At 45.2% G+C, this 14,945-nt stretch carries 12 protein-coding genes; 4 read left to right on the top strand and 8 right to left on the bottom strand.

The features are described from left to right. Positions 1 to 24 precede the first annotated feature (24 nt). Together FBF61_RS23050 and FBF61_RS23045 are read left to right on the top strand one after the other, a co-directional pair. Positions 25 to 3,636: a PAS domain S-box protein gene (locus FBF61_RS23050; protein ID WP_138481847.1), complete on the top strand. Its 3,612-nt coding sequence runs from the start codon at positions 25 to 27 to the stop codon at positions 3,634 to 3,636. Positions 3,637 to 3,797: 161 nt separating this feature from the next. Further along, entirely contained in the window at positions 3,798 to 6,701 is a 2,904-nt protein-coding gene (locus FBF61_RS23045; RefSeq protein WP_138481845.1) for an outer membrane beta-barrel protein, read from the top strand. Between the two features lie 98 nt (positions 6,702 to 6,799). On the opposite strand, the gene FBF61_RS23040 is transcribed toward FBF61_RS23045, so the two are convergent. The 6 genes from FBF61_RS23040 to FBF61_RS23015 form a co-directional block, all read right to left on the bottom strand. Beyond that, positions 6,800 to 7,432: a LysM peptidoglycan-binding domain-containing protein gene (locus FBF61_RS23040; RefSeq protein ID WP_138481843.1), complete on the bottom strand. Its 633-nt coding sequence runs from the start codon at positions 7,430 to 7,432 to the stop codon at positions 6,800 to 6,802. Between the two features lie 58 nt (positions 7,433 to 7,490). Further along, the gene (purE, locus tag FBF61_RS23035; RefSeq protein ID WP_138481841.1) at positions 7,491 to 7,982 is read right to left on the bottom strand and encodes a 5-(carboxyamino)imidazole ribonucleotide mutase; all 492 of its coding nucleotides are present in this window, start codon (positions 7,980 to 7,982) and stop codon (positions 7,491 to 7,493) included. 50 nt (positions 7,983 to 8,032) lie between these two features. Then, the gene (locus tag FBF61_RS23030) at positions 8,033 to 9,166 is read right to left on the bottom strand and encodes a 5-(carboxyamino)imidazole ribonucleotide synthase (protein WP_138481839.1); all 1,134 of its coding nucleotides are present in this window, start codon (positions 9,164 to 9,166) and stop codon (positions 8,033 to 8,035) included. 87 nt (positions 9,167 to 9,253) lie between these two features. Beyond that, the gene (locus FBF61_RS23025; protein ID WP_138481837.1) at positions 9,254 to 9,634 is read right to left on the bottom strand and encodes a type II toxin-antitoxin system VapC family toxin; all 381 of its coding nucleotides are present in this window, start codon (positions 9,632 to 9,634) and stop codon (positions 9,254 to 9,256) included. After that, positions 9,635 to 9,934 carry a hypothetical protein gene (locus tag FBF61_RS23020; protein WP_138481835.1) on the bottom strand — a complete coding sequence of 100 codons (300 nt, stop codon included), beginning with the start codon at positions 9,932 to 9,934 and terminating at the stop codon, positions 9,635 to 9,637. A gap of 80 nt (positions 9,935 to 10,014) precedes the next feature. Further along, a complete protein-coding gene (locus FBF61_RS23015; protein ID WP_138481832.1) occupies positions 10,015 to 12,075 on the bottom strand; it encodes a BatA domain-containing protein in 2,061 nt (686 codons plus the stop codon). 232 nt (positions 12,076 to 12,307) lie between these two features. Here FBF61_RS23015 and FBF61_RS23010 point away from each other — a divergent pair, with 232 nt between their 5' ends. Continuing rightward, positions 12,308 to 12,859, top strand: coding sequence for a YcxB family protein (locus tag FBF61_RS23010; protein ID WP_138481830.1), 552 nt, complete (start codon positions 12,308 to 12,310; stop codon positions 12,857 to 12,859). 139 nt (positions 12,860 to 12,998) lie between these two features. On the opposite strand, the gene FBF61_RS23005 is transcribed toward FBF61_RS23010, so the two are convergent. Further along, positions 12,999 to 13,613, bottom strand: a complete 615-nt coding sequence (locus FBF61_RS23005) for a DUF1684 domain-containing protein (protein ID WP_138481828.1) — start codon at positions 13,611 to 13,613, stop codon at positions 12,999 to 13,001. A gap of 85 nt (positions 13,614 to 13,698) precedes the next feature. Next, complete coding sequence (locus FBF61_RS23000; RefSeq protein ID WP_138481826.1) at positions 13,699 to 14,244, bottom strand: hypothetical protein; 546 nt, start codon at positions 14,242 to 14,244, stop codon at positions 13,699 to 13,701. Positions 14,245 to 14,510: 266 nt separating this feature from the next. On the opposite strand from FBF61_RS23000, the gene FBF61_RS22995 reads away from it, so the two are divergent. Continuing rightward, the gene (locus FBF61_RS22995) at positions 14,511 to 14,930 is read left to right on the top strand and encodes an OsmC family protein (protein ID WP_138481824.1); all 420 of its coding nucleotides are present in this window, start codon (positions 14,511 to 14,513) and stop codon (positions 14,928 to 14,930) included. Positions 14,931 to 14,945: the final 15 nt, after the last annotated feature.

The following is a 14,945-nucleotide window of genomic DNA, read 5'->3' as shown; positions in this document are numbered from 1 at the left end:
CAAAAATGCGAATACCCCGATACTATGGAAATGATTTCGTCCTATACCGACTGGCAGACCATACACGCTACACTTCAGCATCTGAACCTGATCGGAATTACCTTTTCCCCGGATTTTATTATACGGAATATCAGTGCGCATGCTTTGATGAAGACCGGCTGGCAGGACACGGATCTGGTAGGGTACAGTATTTTTGACAAGCTTATTCCAAAAGAAGAAGAGTATGAAATCCGGCAGATGCTGGAAGAAGGTATTCAGGGGAAAAGAAAGCTCGAGCAAAGAGAGGTGCCTTTCCTGGCCCAAAAAGGGACATTACGGACGTTTTCGATCAACTCTGTGTTGATGCAGAGCGAGGACGACGAGGTGGTTTGCATAACATTGGTGGGCGACGATATTACCCGCAGGAGAAGAATGGAGTCCGCTATCGCAAAGTCCAATTCCCAGTTGCAGGATCTGGTCGACAATACAAGTGACCTGATCCAGCTGGTGGCGATGGACGGCAGGTTTATTTTTGTTAACAAAGCCTGGCGCGAAGTACTCGGCTATGGCCTTGAGGAAATCGCTTCCATGCGGATGGAGGATATTCTGCATCCGCAGTATAAGGAGCAGGCCATGGCGCAGCTTAAACTGATAGAGCAGGGGGTTTCCAATCCCAATTTCGAAGCAGTATTTTTGAGCCGCGAGGGAAAAAAGGTGTTCGTAGGCGGGAGTGTGAACTGCCGGTTTGACAATGGCAAGCCTACTGCATTTCGCTGCATATTAAACGATTTTACTGAAAAAATGCGGGCTGAAAAAGCCCAAAGTCTGTATTATAGCATAGCAAACTGGACAGTCAATACCCAGAACCTTGACGATTTTTATCAGACGATCCATGAAGAACTCGGCAAGATTATTGATGTCAAAAACTTCTTTATTGCGCTTTATGATCCCAGTAAAAGCTATATCTACTTTCCATATTACGTAGACCAGTACTTTCAGGGAAATGTACGGTTTACCAAACGCAAGCTGGGTAACGGGGTCACCGAATATGCGATTGCTTCCAACAAACCATTATTCCTGTCCGGGGAGAACATAGAACAATTGGCTAAAACCAACAGCCTGTATCTCTACGGCGTTACACCAAAGCTTTTGTTATGTGTGCCGCTTCGCATCGGGGACAGGGTTACCGGGATTATCGGGGTCAAGTCTTATGATGATCCCAATATGTTCGACACGCGCGATCTCGAATTGCTTGAATTTATTTCGGGGCAGGTCGCATTGGCCATAGCGCGCAAGCAAAGTGAAGAAGAACTGAGCAAATATGTAGCCAGGCTCAACGCGATATTTGACAGCAGCTCACATTTAATATGGTCTGTAAACAAATCTTTGCAACTGACATCTTTCAACAGAAATTACGCGGACCTAATCAAAAACCAGCTTGGCGTGAGGCCATCACTGCACGCAAGTGCCGAAAAATTCGGCTGGCGAATGGTCGGGAACAGCAACCGCCGAACCCTGGAAACAAAGTATCGCCAGGCTCTGCGCGGCGAAGCGCAATATTTCGAATTCAAGATAGACAGGAAGGACGGAACCGAAATGTGGCTCGAATTTTATCTCAACCCGATCCATTATGCCGACGGCGTTATCGAGGAGGTTTCAGGAATTGCACGAGATATTACCCGCAGAAAAGAGGCAGAGCTTTCATTGAGGCATAGTGAGGAATTGTTCCGGGGCATATTCGAAAACCTGCAGGATATTTATTGCAGGATCAACCGGGAAGGTGTGATCACGATGATCAGCCAGTCTGTTTTGAAAAGGCTGGGCTATCTGCCGGGAGAAGTTATAGGACATAAGATTACGGAGTTTTTCTCTGATAAAAAACGAATCCATTCTGCGTTGATCAGGCTTCGGAAAAGTAAAAGCCTTCGTAATTTCGAGATAACACTTTACCGGAAAGACGGGACGGAAAGGCAGTTTATGATCAATATGCTGATGTTTACCAATGACAAAGGCAAACCGACGGAGGTAGCAGTGCTCGCCAGGGACATCACGGAATTGAAACGAAATGAGCTTGAACTGCTCAAAGCCAAGGAGCAGGCAGAGCGCTCTCTGAAAGTGAAGGAAGGCTTCTTAGCGAACATGAGCCACGAAATCCGGACACCTATGAACGGGGTGATCGGGATGATTGATCTGCTTGGGGAGACACCTTTGAATGTTGAGCAGAAAGATTATGTGCTCACGATCAAGCGCTCTTCTGAAACGCTTCTGAATATCCTGAATGATATCCTCGATCTTTCCAAGATCGAGGCAGGAAAAATGGAGTTGCATGAAGCACCGATTTCAGTTGAGGAGTTATTGCTGAAACTGGTGTCCCTTTTCGGGCAAACGGCAAAAAGTAAAGGGGACACACTCACTTACCATATTGCCCCGGACATCCCGAAATTCATTATAGCGGACCAGACGCGGCTTCTGCAGATTTTGTCAAATCTGACATCAAATGCCTTGAAATTTACTGAAAACGGCGCTGTGAAACTGTTCCTTACGCTGGTGTCGAAGGATGGGCTGTTCCATAAGATCAAAGTAGAGGTGCAGGATTCGGGTATCGGGATCAGCGCGACTGACAAACAGATCTTGTTCACTTCATTTACACAGCTTGACAATTCTTCCCGGAAATCGTTCGGAGGTACCGGCCTTGGATTGGCGATTTCCAAACAATTATGCGAGCTGATGAACGGAGAGATCGGCGTGGAATCTGTATTGGGCGAAGGAAGCACTTTCTGGTTTACTTTTGAAACGAAAGAAACGTCCATCGCGCAGGTGAGCACTATGACGCAGATGGAGGAAACACCTATCGAAAATGTATTCAAGGATATCAATCCCGTTATCCTGCTTGTGGATGACAACGCCGTAAACCGGAAAGTAGCAAACGAAATCCTGGTAAAATCCGGCTGTACGGTAGACCTGGCCGAGAGCGGTTTTCAGGCAATTGAAAAAGTAGATTTGCATCTGGCGGCCGGGAAGAATTACGATATCATTTTCATGGATATTCAAATGCCGGATATGGATGGTGTGCAAACTTCTCAGGAGCTGAAAAAGCGTTATCCTAACATGCTTTCGCCGATTGTAGCGATGACGGCCTATTCTATGAAAGAAGACCGTGACCGGTTTTTGAGCCAGGGTATGGACGATTACATTGCAAAACCGATCCGTGCCCAGACGTTGATCTGGAAGGTAAAAGAATTGCTGAGTAATGTAGAGGGCCGGAAACTGGAAACCAAACAGAAGGAAATAGCGCAGGAAATTATTCTCCCGGTACTGGATAAAGAGATTATTGATCAGCTAAACGGAATCGGGGGCGCAGAGCTGGTCTGGTCTGTTTTTGACGATTTTATTAGTGAGTCGGACGAGCTGATCGGGGGAGCTATGAATGCTTATGCCAAAGGGGATATCCCAATCGTAAAAAGCAATTTGCATACGCTAAAAGGCAGTGCCGGAACGATAGGGGTTTCACAGGTTGCAGAAATTGCCAGAGAAGCTGAATTTCGACTTAAAACCAATGATACCAGTACATTGGCAGTGGCACTTCCACAATTGCAAACTGCCTACGACAGGTTTTTGGCCAATTACAAAAGCTATCTGGACGATTGGCTGAAATGATAAAAAAGGAGTCCGGATCTGCGTATTTATTTCGTCGGTTGACGGCAGGTGTTGATCTACAAAATAGCCGGTTTCTGTCGATTGTGAAGGGTTAGCGCAGGGAGCGATTAAACTTTTACCGAGGTGCTCGCTCTAAACTGCAATAAACCTTTACAGAACTCATGAAAACAATTCCATTTCTCCTCCTGTTGCTGGTGTGCATCAAAATATCAGGCAACGTTCAGGCACAAAGTGCGCAATTTTCCGGCGTAGTTCTCGACAGTACAAACAACTCGCCGGTTGTAGGGGCTTATGTGGCCGTGAGCCGCAATGTGCCCGACGCAAAGCCCGAATATGTGACTACGGATATTAACGGAAAATTCATCGTTACCGGTCTTGCAAAGCAGGTTTCATATCTGATAAAGGTTACTTATCTCAGCTATAAAGATATGTCCCGGATCGTCACGCTCACTGACGATGTGCAGGATCTGGGCAAATTTCAGTTGACGGAAGCCGTCGCTAACCTCAGGGAAGTAAAAGTCGTGGGCCAGGTTACGGCGATGGAGCAGAAAGGGGATACAACTCAATTCAATGCCGCTGCTTTCAAAACCAATCCGGATGCTACAACGGAAGATCTCATTCAGAAAATGCCGGGTATTACCGTCACTAATGGTACTGTAACTGCACATGGAGAAACCGTAAACCGCGTTCTGGTGGACGGAAAGCCATTTTTCGGTGACGATGCCGCACTGACCCTCAAATCTCTGCCAGCCGAAATTGTGGATAAGATCGAGGTTTTTGACAAGCTGAGCGATCAGGCCCAGTTTACGGGGTTTGATGACGGAAATGCACAGAAGACTATCAACATTGTTACCAAAGCCGACCGTAAAATGGGGCAGTTTGGAAAAGTATTTGCCGGATACGGCCTTGACAACCGTTACCAGGCAGGGGGTAATATTAGTTTTTTCAAAGGCAACCAGCGTATATCGGTCATCGGTCTGAGTAATAACATTAATATGCAGAATTTCTCCAGCCAGGACCTGCTGGGTTTGACCGGAAGTAGTGGCGGCGGCGGCCGTGGAGGTAGAGGTGGTTTCCAGGGAGGAGGAGCATCCAATAACTTCCTGGTCGGAAACCAGAGCGGGATTACAGGTACGAATTCTTTTGGCCTTAATTATGCCAACAAATTTGGTGAAAAAGTGGACGTGAGCGGGAGCTACTTTTTCAACCGCACCGGCAACACCAATGCACAAAGAACTCAGCAGGAAAGCTTCCTGGCTGGCGGATTGAGCAACCAGTTTTACAACGAAAACAGTAATACGGCCAGCACAAACGCCAATCACAGGATTAATTTTCGTGTTGAATACAACATTGATAAAAGTAACTCGCTGATCATTACGCCGCGGCTGAGCTTTCAGGACAACAGTTCCAATAGTTTAACGGCCGGTTTAACCACCCTCGGCAACGGCAGCAAACTCAACAGCGCCGAAAACAGTAAGAGCAATAAAACCAATGGTTATAATTTCTCGAATGATATTTTGTTCCGTCACTCATTTGCTAAAAAAGGCCGTACACTTTCGTTTAATCTGAACACCCAGATCAATGACCGGAACGGTACGGGGAAACTGTATTCCAATAATATTTACTACGACAGTATCGTAACTCCGGGCGCGTTGATGCGGGGCGATACGCTGGATCAACAGAGCTATACTTCCTCAAGAGGGAATACCGTTGGAGGAAATCTTATTTACACCGAGCCGATCAGCAACACAGGGCAGCTTCAGTTTAATTACGGGCTTACACTCAGTAACAGCAATTCCGAAAAAGAGACCTACAACATGAGTTTTGACGGGAATACTTATTCGGATCTCGATACGCTGTTATCCAATAATTTTGATAACCGTTATATTACGAACAGAGCTGGTGTGGGTTATCGTTACCGGAAAAACAACTGGTCGGCTAATGTAGGTTTGGATCTTCAGAATACCGGACTGTACAGCCAGCAACTGGCGCCGAACAACACCAAAGTCGATCAGTCTTTTACCAATGTTCTGCCCAATGTCATGCTGACTTACCGTTCCAGATCGGGTACACAATTCAGGACTTTTTTCCGAAGCTCAACCAACCAGCCGTCTATTTCGCAATTGCAGAATGTGATTGACAATAGTAATCCGTTATCGTTGACTGCCGGTAATCCGGACTTAAAGCAGGAGTACCGCAATATGTTCAATGTTCGTTATTCGCTGGCAGGTGCAAATAGGCCGTATAATTTTAATGCGATGGTATTTTTAACCCAAACCAACAACGCCATCGTAAACTCGACCTTCATAGCGCAGGAGCCCACTGAACTACCCAATGGAATTGTTCTGGAAAGAGGTGCGAAATTGACCCGGCCTGTGAACGTAGACGGAAGTTGGAATGCACGAAGCTTTTTGACCTATGGAAAACCTGTGGCACCGCTGAAACTGAATCTCAACCTTACGACTGGTTTCAATTACGTCCGGGCGCCCGGGTTGATCAACGAGATTTCAAACTTCTCTAATACCTATGCCCTGTCACAAGGACTGGTTGTGAGCAGCAATATCAGCGACAAGCTTGACTTTACTGTTTCTTATTCTGGTAATTACAATATTGTACGCAATACGATCCAGCCAAACCTCGATAATAATTATTACACTCAGGGTATCACGGGACGAGTAAACTGGATTTTCGGTAAAGGATTTGTTTTTCAGACAGATATCAACAACCAGACGTACCGTGGGCTGGGAGAAGGCTATAATCAGAGCTTTACCCTATGGAATGCAAGTGTTGGAAAGAAATTCCTGAAAAATAATGCCGGAGAGCTGAAACTGACTGTTTTTGATATATTAAAACAAAATAACAGCATCAGCACGAATGTAACGGAGACTTATATCCAGAACATTTCCAATCGTGTGTTAACCCAATATGCAATGCTGACCTTCACGTACACCTTACGCAATTTTGGTAAAATGCCCGTGCAGGAGAACAATCGCCGGCAGTTTGATCGCGGGGATGGTGATTTCCAGCGTGGAGGAGGCGGAATGGGCCGGGAGCGTGCGTTTTAATGCAATTCTGTTCCTGAACCCTTGTTAAAGTGCAAAGAAAATCCCGGAGTAGCGCCGCACTGCTCCGGGATTCTTTGTTACTGACAGTACTGTGAAAATTATTTCCGGTCCGGAAAGGGAATGATCAGCTTCTCGCCACGTTCAGCAAAATCCCTACTCTTTCCATTCGCTTTCATAATCGCTTCTTTCGTAACTCCATATTTCCCGGACACGACTCTGAGTACATCACCGGGTCCGACGGTATGCACCGCTTTAACCTGAACTTTAAGTTTTGTAATTCCTGCTTTGATAACCGGTGTCGAAGAATTTAATCCCATCAGCGTTTCCGTTTTGAGATTATACCGGGCAGCAATGCTCGAAAATGTCTCACCGGCTTGAACACTGTGCGTAATTTCCTGGCCTCCGATGGACGAAGCCGAAACCGACGGTATTGTTGTTTCACGGACTACTTCGGTTGGTCTTTCTTCGCTGGTTTTTTCGGAAGCCGACGGTTCTTCTTCTTCCGGGGCTGGTTCGTCCGATATCGCTTCAGGTACATCTTCTTCCCCGGTTGAGTCCACTACCACAACCGACGTAAGTTCTTCGGAGTTGGAGGAGCCGTCAGAAATGTATTCGTATCCTACATAAAGCATTGCCAGAACCAGCAAAACCAGTACGAACAAAGTAACAACTGGTAGGTTCGACTTTTCGGTAGGACGTATATTTCGTTTCTTAGGCAATTCATCTTCCATAACCTGCTGAAATTCAATTTTTGTGGGTGTTATTTTTTACGAAAATAGTAAAGACAGCCTATTTTACAAGTTGATTTCTCAATTCCTGATTCATTAAGGCTACTTTTTCTTTTAAATTTTCCTTGAATATGTCAAGACGCTTACCAACTTCCTGATCGCTCGCACCGATAATCTGTGCGGCAAGGATACCTGCATTTCTTGCTCCGTTTAAAGCCACCGTGGCCACAGGAACGCCCGATGGCATTTGTAAAATGGACAACACCGAGTCCCATCCGTCGATTGAGTTACTGGATAACACGGGTACTCCGATCACCGGCAGTGACGTTAGCGACGCAACCATGCCTGGTAAATGGGCCGCGCCCCCGGCTCCTGCAATAATGACCCGCAGGCCACGGCTCCGGGCAGAAGCCGCGTACTCGAGCATGCGCTCCGGTGTACGGTGTGCGGAAACAATTTCCATTTCGAAACTGATCCCGAGTTCCGTCAGCGCGTCTGCTGCTTCCTGCATAACCTTTCTGTCTGAAAGGCTTCCCATGATGATTCCAACCATTTTTAATTGCTATTAATAAAACGCGCAAACTGCACCGGAATGGTATGTTCCTAGCTTGCGCTGATAACCTTTATATTTTTCTTGACAAAATCTACCTTTTCTTTCAGAGCCTCTATGCTGGAATCCATGATCGTGATATGGCCCATTTTTCTGAAAGGTTTCGTAACCGCTTTCCAGTATAAGAACGGGAAAACCTGCTCCGTTGCCAAGAGCGTTTCTATGCCTTCGTACACGGCCGGTCCTTCAAATCCTTCTTCACCGAGCAAGTTAACCATAGCCGACGGCGCATAAGAATGAGTGCTTCCAAGTGGTAGGTCCAATATCGCCCTCCAGTGCTGTTCAAACTGCGAAGTAGCATTCGCACGGATTGTGTGGTGTCCGCTGTTATGCGGACGGGGCGCAACCTCATTGATCAAAATCTCCCCATCTGCCGTCAAAAACAACTCTACTGCCAGCACACCGACTATCTGAAACGCTTCCGCAGTCTTTGTTGCAATTTCCCGGGCTTTCTGATCAATTTCTTCGGAGATTTCTGCCGGTGCAAAAAGGTACTCGACAAGATTATGCTCCGGATGAAAAACCATTTCTACCGTGGGGAAACATTCAATTACCCCTGTTGAATTTCTTGCAACGATCACAGCGAGTTCCTTTTCGAAAGGAACGGCTTTTTCCAGCAAACCTGGCTGGTCGAAAGCCTTGTGGAAATCAGCGGCAGATGTCAGTCGCTGAACACCGCGTCCGTCATAACCATCGCGGCCGAGTTTGTGAAAGGCTGGTAAAAAATCTTCATGATTCTTTACATCTTCACGGCTATCAGTCAGGATAAAGTCAGCGGTTGGTAGGTTATGTTCCCGGTAAAACTGTTTTTGGATACGTTTGTCCTGAATAAGACGAATAACCGACGGTTGGGGGTAGACCTTTTTACCTGCTTTTTCCAAAGCTTCAAGCGCCTCAACATTTACTTTTTCAATTTCAATGGTGATCACATCGAGGTTTTTGCCAAACTCGTAAACCGTGTCGTAGTCCTGTAGAGAACCTTGCTGAAAGTGCGGGGCTATTTTTTTACATGGTGCCTCGGCGTCGGGATCAAGGATATGAATATCAAGATTCCAGTCCGTAGCAGCTTGCAGGAGCATTAATCCAAGCTGGCCGCCGCCGAGAATTCCTATTCGGGATGAAAGCATTTATTGATTTTCTTGTGTAATGCAAAATTGGCTTAAAAAGAGCTAACATAAAACTTGTTGGATATCTTTTGATCAAATTGTAGCAAATTATAACAAGGAATTCGATAGCCTCAATCCAGGAATCGTGCGAAAATCTCTTAGGTTAAGTGTCCGGAGTTCAAGGTCATAAACCAGGGCAGTAGCGGCGATTAGTGTATCGGAAACGCTTAACTGATGTGACAAGGCGAAAGTTTGCCCTATGTTAGGCGCAGTTTGTGAAATTGCATCGTTCAATTCCAGATGTACGAGTCCGTTTAGCAAATTTTTCGTTTTAGCCAATTCAGCACGATTAAGACATCCGTTATAAAGCTCAAGGACAACTATTGTGTTGACCGCAAAATGAATTTTACCGAAATAATGAATGAACTCAATGGTTTGCTGCTTTCCCCGAAGATAGTCGATCAGAATATTAGTGTCCAGCAGCAGCATTTACGAGTAAATATTTCGACGTAGCTGGTGGATATATTCTGCGGAATCGGTGATGTCTGAGAAAGGTTTAACGGACGGGTCATTTGCCAGTACAAGTTCCTCTTCCGAGAGCTCGAAATTCAATATATGTCCGTATTCATTGGGGTCCAGCTTTTTACTGGCAAAAGCAGAACGATTCACGTGTTTTGTACTTTCGCTCAGGATATTTTCAACAAATTCCTGCGTCGATATACCAGTTTCCCGAGCGTTGTCGACAATCCGTTTTTCAAGTTCTTTGTCCGATATCGTAATTGTGATCATAATTATAGTGTATAGCTGTTTATCAAAAATAACAAGTTCGTCACTTAAAACAATGGCACGGTTAACCTGGGCTTAACCATTTACTTCAAAAACCTGATCAAAGCAATCTCAACCAATAGAAAAAATAGTGCGCCATACAGGAAATATTTCCAGAGATTGGTTCCCATGTTTTGTTGCTGAAACTCCGTTGAAAATGCATCATCATCTATACGGTCGAAAATCTGTACATTCTTCTGACCGGCGAAGATCGTCCGCAATTCTTGGGGAGAGTGATACTGCAACTTGGATTCTTCGCTGTTGTGGTTGAGCGCAAGGATTTGCTCCACTTTGTTATTCCTGATCAGTTCGAAATAGCCTGCGTCCAAGCCGTCGCCCAGCTGATCACCCTGAGGGATTTCAAGCAGTAGCTGATTGCCAGTGATGCGTTGTACGGGTATGACTTCTGTTTTGTTCCGTCTCAGTTTGTAAACGGAGTTAGGTTCTACGTTATCAATATGTAATGTGATCGGATTTTCGTCAAATGTGAAGGAAGTACGTTGTGCCCTTACGCTGGCGGCTGCGATTTTATACATCACGGGGACGTAGATCGCATGTTGTGCAAAATTGCCAAAAGCAGGATTTAGCGGAGCGGAAAATAAATACGTTTTCCCCAAGCCCGAGGTAACCTGGTTCAGGTAAGCTTGTCCGTTGCGTAGCGAGATCAGCAATTGCCCTGCGCTGGACCAGCTTAATACCGGCGAGGCTGACGGCAGGTTCAGGTTAATTTCCTGACGGATTGATTCCTCGAAAACGTCGCTGAAAAAAGGATTACTACGGTCTGGAACAGCCATTGCGACAGGTGCAGGGGTTTGGCTGGCAGCTACACTCAGCCCATTTATGCCCAGTCCGGAAAGAAAACGGTTGTAATTTTCTGCGTTGGGGGATACTGACGGAACAACCGCCAGACTACCGCCCTGCTTTACAAAATCCTGCAGATCCTGTGGCAGAGAACCGGACAGGTGATCCACGCCTTCCAGTACTACAAGATCGGAATTCTTGATCAGGCCGGGATCCACATTCTGGGAGCTGTAACTCTGAAGCGAAAACAGGCTATCGTTCGCGTATACATTCTCGATATAATTTTCACCGCCTTTTTGTCCGTAAATGTGAAGGACTCTTATCAGTGGAGAGGCATTGAGCACGAAATAATAGTTATTGTCAAAAGTCACCGGGAAATCATCAAATGTGATTTGCCCTTTTTTGAAACCTTTCCCTTTTAAATTGAAGTTAAACCGGGCTGTGGCACTTCCTCCTGCGGGAACATTGACGGAGGCGGTAGAAGCCTGAGTATTATCCAGATTAAGTTTTAAAACGGTATTTTTCGCTTCACGGCTGCCTGAATTACTCACCTTTACAAAAAGAATGTTGTTTTGCAGCTCCCTGATGAAAGGGGTATTGAGCCAGGCTGAGTCTACAAACACGTTTTTTTCAACAGGTGCCTGAATGGGGACGAGAAATAGCTGATTGGTCGTGTCTACCTTTAATTCCGATAAGTCCCCGGCTGTGCTTTTCTGGAAATCAGAGAACCAGAAAAGCTGGTTGCCACCGGAACTCTGATGCCTTCCGATCAGATTTTCCTGGCGCTTGTACACCTGGTCAAAACTGCGCGGTGTATTCGAAAGAGCGATAGTAGTGAGGCGGTCGCGTATTTTATCTGCCGAGTAAAGACCTTGTTCCTGAGCCGAAAAATCATTGGTAACCAGTTGCAGAGATGTGGCATTCTTAAAAATGCCCAGCAAATCACTAAGGCGGCCGGTGGCAATATCGAGATAACGTTTGTTGCTGAGCTCGCTTTCCATACTGTACGAGTTATCAAGGTACAAGCTTGTAACTCCTTTCCTATCGACCGATAATTTGTTCAGTGCGGGTAAAAATGGCTGCGAAAAAGCGAAAGCCAGACAGGTAATGGCCAGAATACGTGCTGCCAGTACAAGCCAGTGTTTGATCTGCCGTACAGACCGGGTCTTGGTTTCAACGGCCTTCAGAAACGCGACGTTAGTAAAATAAACCTGCTTGGTCCGCCGGAAATTGAATATATGGATCGCAATAGGGACAGATATGGCCAGTAATCCCCACAAAAATGACGGAAAAAGAAAACTCATTTAGTTTTGAATATTATCGTGTATCGCTTTGAAACCGGGATCAGGCTTCGTCAGTAAGTTCAACGCAGTTAAGAAAGACAAATTACACTAAAATCTCATAACTACTTTTTATTTCAACACCTTTCTAATATCTCAACTGCTTTTTTCTAACTTTGCATTCATTTTCGGGGGCTTGCATTTCCTAAAATCGCCGCTGCTTCCGAAATAAAACATTGCTAATTTAATCTGAGTTATGGCCAAAGTTTCGGTGAACAAACACCAGCCCGTTTATCAAATGCCTACGAACCCCGCAGCGGTCCGTACCAAAAAATACGCTTTACCTACCAAAAAATACATCTTCCTCGCCATGCGTTATTTTTTCAAAACGCAGCTGAAATGGGGATTGATCCCGCTGGCGCTGATCCTCATCAACGCAATCCTGAACCTGACCGGTGTGTATTCAAATCTGTGGATCTATATAACTGTATTTGTGGGCGTTGTTTTATATGTGTTATTCTGGCTGATCCAGTTTGCCGGTATTACGCAGCTGGCACAATACAAACCGATGTTCGAGAAATTCCAATATGAAATAGATAACCGCCAGATCCTGATGAAGCTAAACCAGAAGGAGGGAAGTGTTATGAAATGGGAACAGATACTGGATGGTTACAAAGACAAGGATGCTTATGTACTGGTAATCTCAAAAGGACAGTTTGTGCATCTTCCTTTCAATATATTTACCTCAGAGCATGATATCAAGGTTTTTGAGCGTATTCTTAAACAAAAGGATTTACTGAAAGCATAGTCCGATCGATGATAAAAAAATGAAAGCCTGGTTTTGGACCAGGCTTTTTTTGTGGCTGTTGTTTTTTTGTACTGTGCATTTGCACTTCTTAATGTGTTATCATTGACAAGGCCCCAGCCTGAGCGCAGCCAAAGCGCCCCTACAACTTGGCTGCTTCGTGATCTCTTCCGAATTTTTTCTCTCCTGCTGTGATGTTCTGCGAGAGATGATTGGCGACTGGCGGAATAGGGCAATTATATCCATCGGTATAGGCACAGTAAGGATTGTATGCTTTATTAAAATCGAGGACGTAGGTGTTGTCTTTTATGTCTGAGGTTTTCAGATCCAAATAGCGGCCACCTCCGTATGATTCCGAACCATTCGTGCCGTCTTTAAAAGGTATGAAAAGATAATCTTTGTATTTGGCCAGTGTCTGCAGGCTGAGACTTCTGTAAACGGTGAGCGTTTGTCTGCGACCATTCAGCCTGAACTTCAATACCCCATATTTGACATAAGTCTTATTCACTCCACTGTACGTGGGCATTTCAAAAGCCCGCCCCTTGCTTTTCTCGAACCGGGCGGTTACCCGAAAAGAAGAATCGGGCTCATAAAAATTCAAAAAAGGGAGATCCGCCGCTTTAAGGGGGGAATTGGGTGTGTGTAAAAATTCCTCTTTGTACTTTTTCCGGAAAAGCTCTATTTCCCGGCGGAAATCTTGTGCGTGCAACCCGATTGTAACCAGCAATAACAGGAGTGTGCTAATAATGTTCTTCATGTTTTGAAAGTAATCCGGTAATACAATTATTACCGGATTTTATTAAAAATTATTTACAAAATCAACCCTTCATAATTTTCTTAAATTATTGGGCCACAATCTTACGGATTTTGGTTTCGTCTATACCAAAATGTTTAATGACAGCATCGTAATCATTGTAATCGACAGCACCGCTTGTGCGTGCAGGGGCAAAATCGGCTGGCACCACCACAACTCTGAAAGTAATGTTTTTGGTCCAGTCGTCGGCAAGTGTGCTCCGGTTAACGGTAGCGTCCAGAAATACCGAAAAGTCCTTGTCAGTGCGGTCATAATTGTAGGTCAGTAAACCTCCTCCCTGCAGAAAAGCGGTTTGCGGAAGTAGACGGTACGCCTTCAAAACTTGTCCGTCCACTGTTTCGTCATTCCAATGCATATAAACCAGCACAGCATCGGAAGGCAGAACTGTAACATCAGCGTCGGCGAACCTTAGGCCAAACCGAAAGTCGTTGGCAGTTGTAAAATTGACGTTGGTGAGGTCAAAAGTTGTGCCGACTATATTAACGCCTTCGGGCCCTTGTGGGCCTTCCGGGCCGCGGCAGCCCTGAAATACTGCGAGGATAATCAGTAAGAAAGGGATGAGTTTTTTGTTCATGGTTGTGCTAATTTTAATGGATAATTGAATGGAAATTTGGACTTAGATGTCGGTGCAATAATAAAGTTTAATTCCCGATCAGTCATTAACTTTCATTAACTAAAATGCTGTCGGGCCTACGTAAGAACGGACACAGGGCGAATTCATTGGGTGAGTGATGCCGGATTTGCGCTTAATAATTAAATAATTTGCGTAGATGGCGGATAGATATTACTTTTCAATATTGCAGTTATGTTCAAACTACAAGATCTAAAAAACGAAAAGAGATGATAAACCGTAAAGCAACAGCCGTTTGGAAAGGAACGGGAAAAGAAGGAACTGGTACAGTAAGTACCCAAAGTACTGTGTTGGAAAATACCCAATATTCTTTTAATACCAGATTCGCAGAGGGTAAAGGCACAAATCCGGAAGAACTTGTTGCTGCAGCTCACGCAAGCTGTTTTGCAATGAAATTAAGTTTTGAGCTTAACGCAGCCGGATTTACCGCCGACGAGTTGAATGCCACTGCCACAATAACACTTGATCCGGCAAAAGGACAGGTTACAAAAAGCCATATCGACTTGAAAGCACAGGTACCTGGGGTATCGGCCGAGCAGTTCGCTGAGATTGCGGATAAGGCAAAAAAAGAATGCCCTATCTCGCAGTTACTGAATGCTGAGATCTCTTTGAATGCAGAACTTGCATAAGTAATACCATGGTTT

Source organism: Dyadobacter bucti, from assembly GCF_005869225.1.
GTDB lineage: Bacteria > Bacteroidota > Bacteroidia > Cytophagales > Spirosomataceae > Dyadobacter > Dyadobacter bucti.
This window is presented reverse-complemented; position numbering and strand designations above follow the sequence as displayed.

Bases quoted from the DNA above. Each gene is read 5' to 3' on its own strand.
- FBF61_RS23050 (WP_138481847.1), top strand. From the start codon at position 25: ATGGAAATGATTTCGTCCTATACCGACTGGCAGACCATACACGCTACA.
- FBF61_RS23045 (WP_138481845.1), top strand. From the start codon at position 3,798: ATGAAAACAATTCCATTTCTCCTCCTGTTGCTGGTGTGCATCAAAATA.
- FBF61_RS23040 (WP_138481843.1), bottom strand. From the start codon at position 7,432: ATGGAAGATGAATTGCCTAAGAAACGAAATATACGTCCTACCGAAAAG.
- purE (WP_138481841.1), bottom strand. From the start codon at position 7,982: ATGGTTGGAATCATCATGGGAAGCCTTTCAGACAGAAAGGTTATGCAG.
- FBF61_RS23030 (WP_138481839.1), bottom strand. From the start codon at position 9,166: ATGCTTTCATCCCGAATAGGAATTCTCGGCGGCGGCCAGCTTGGATTA.
- FBF61_RS23025 (WP_138481837.1), bottom strand. From the start codon at position 9,634: ATGCTGCTGCTGGACACTAATATTCTGATCGACTATCTTCGGGGAAAG.
- FBF61_RS23020 (WP_138481835.1), bottom strand. From the start codon at position 9,934: ATGATCACAATTACGATATCGGACAAAGAACTTGAAAAACGGATTGTC.
- FBF61_RS23015 (WP_138481832.1), bottom strand. From the start codon at position 12,075: ATGAGTTTTCTTTTTCCGTCATTTTTGTGGGGATTACTGGCCATATCT.
- FBF61_RS23010 (WP_138481830.1), top strand. From the start codon at position 12,308: ATGGCCAAAGTTTCGGTGAACAAACACCAGCCCGTTTATCAAATGCCT.
- FBF61_RS23005 (WP_138481828.1), bottom strand. From the start codon at position 13,613: ATGAAGAACATTATTAGCACACTCCTGTTATTGCTGGTTACAATCGGG.
- FBF61_RS23000 (WP_138481826.1), bottom strand. From the start codon at position 14,244: ATGAACAAAAAACTCATCCCTTTCTTACTGATTATCCTCGCAGTATTT.
- FBF61_RS22995 (WP_138481824.1), top strand. From the start codon at position 14,511: ATGATAAACCGTAAAGCAACAGCCGTTTGGAAAGGAACGGGAAAAGAA.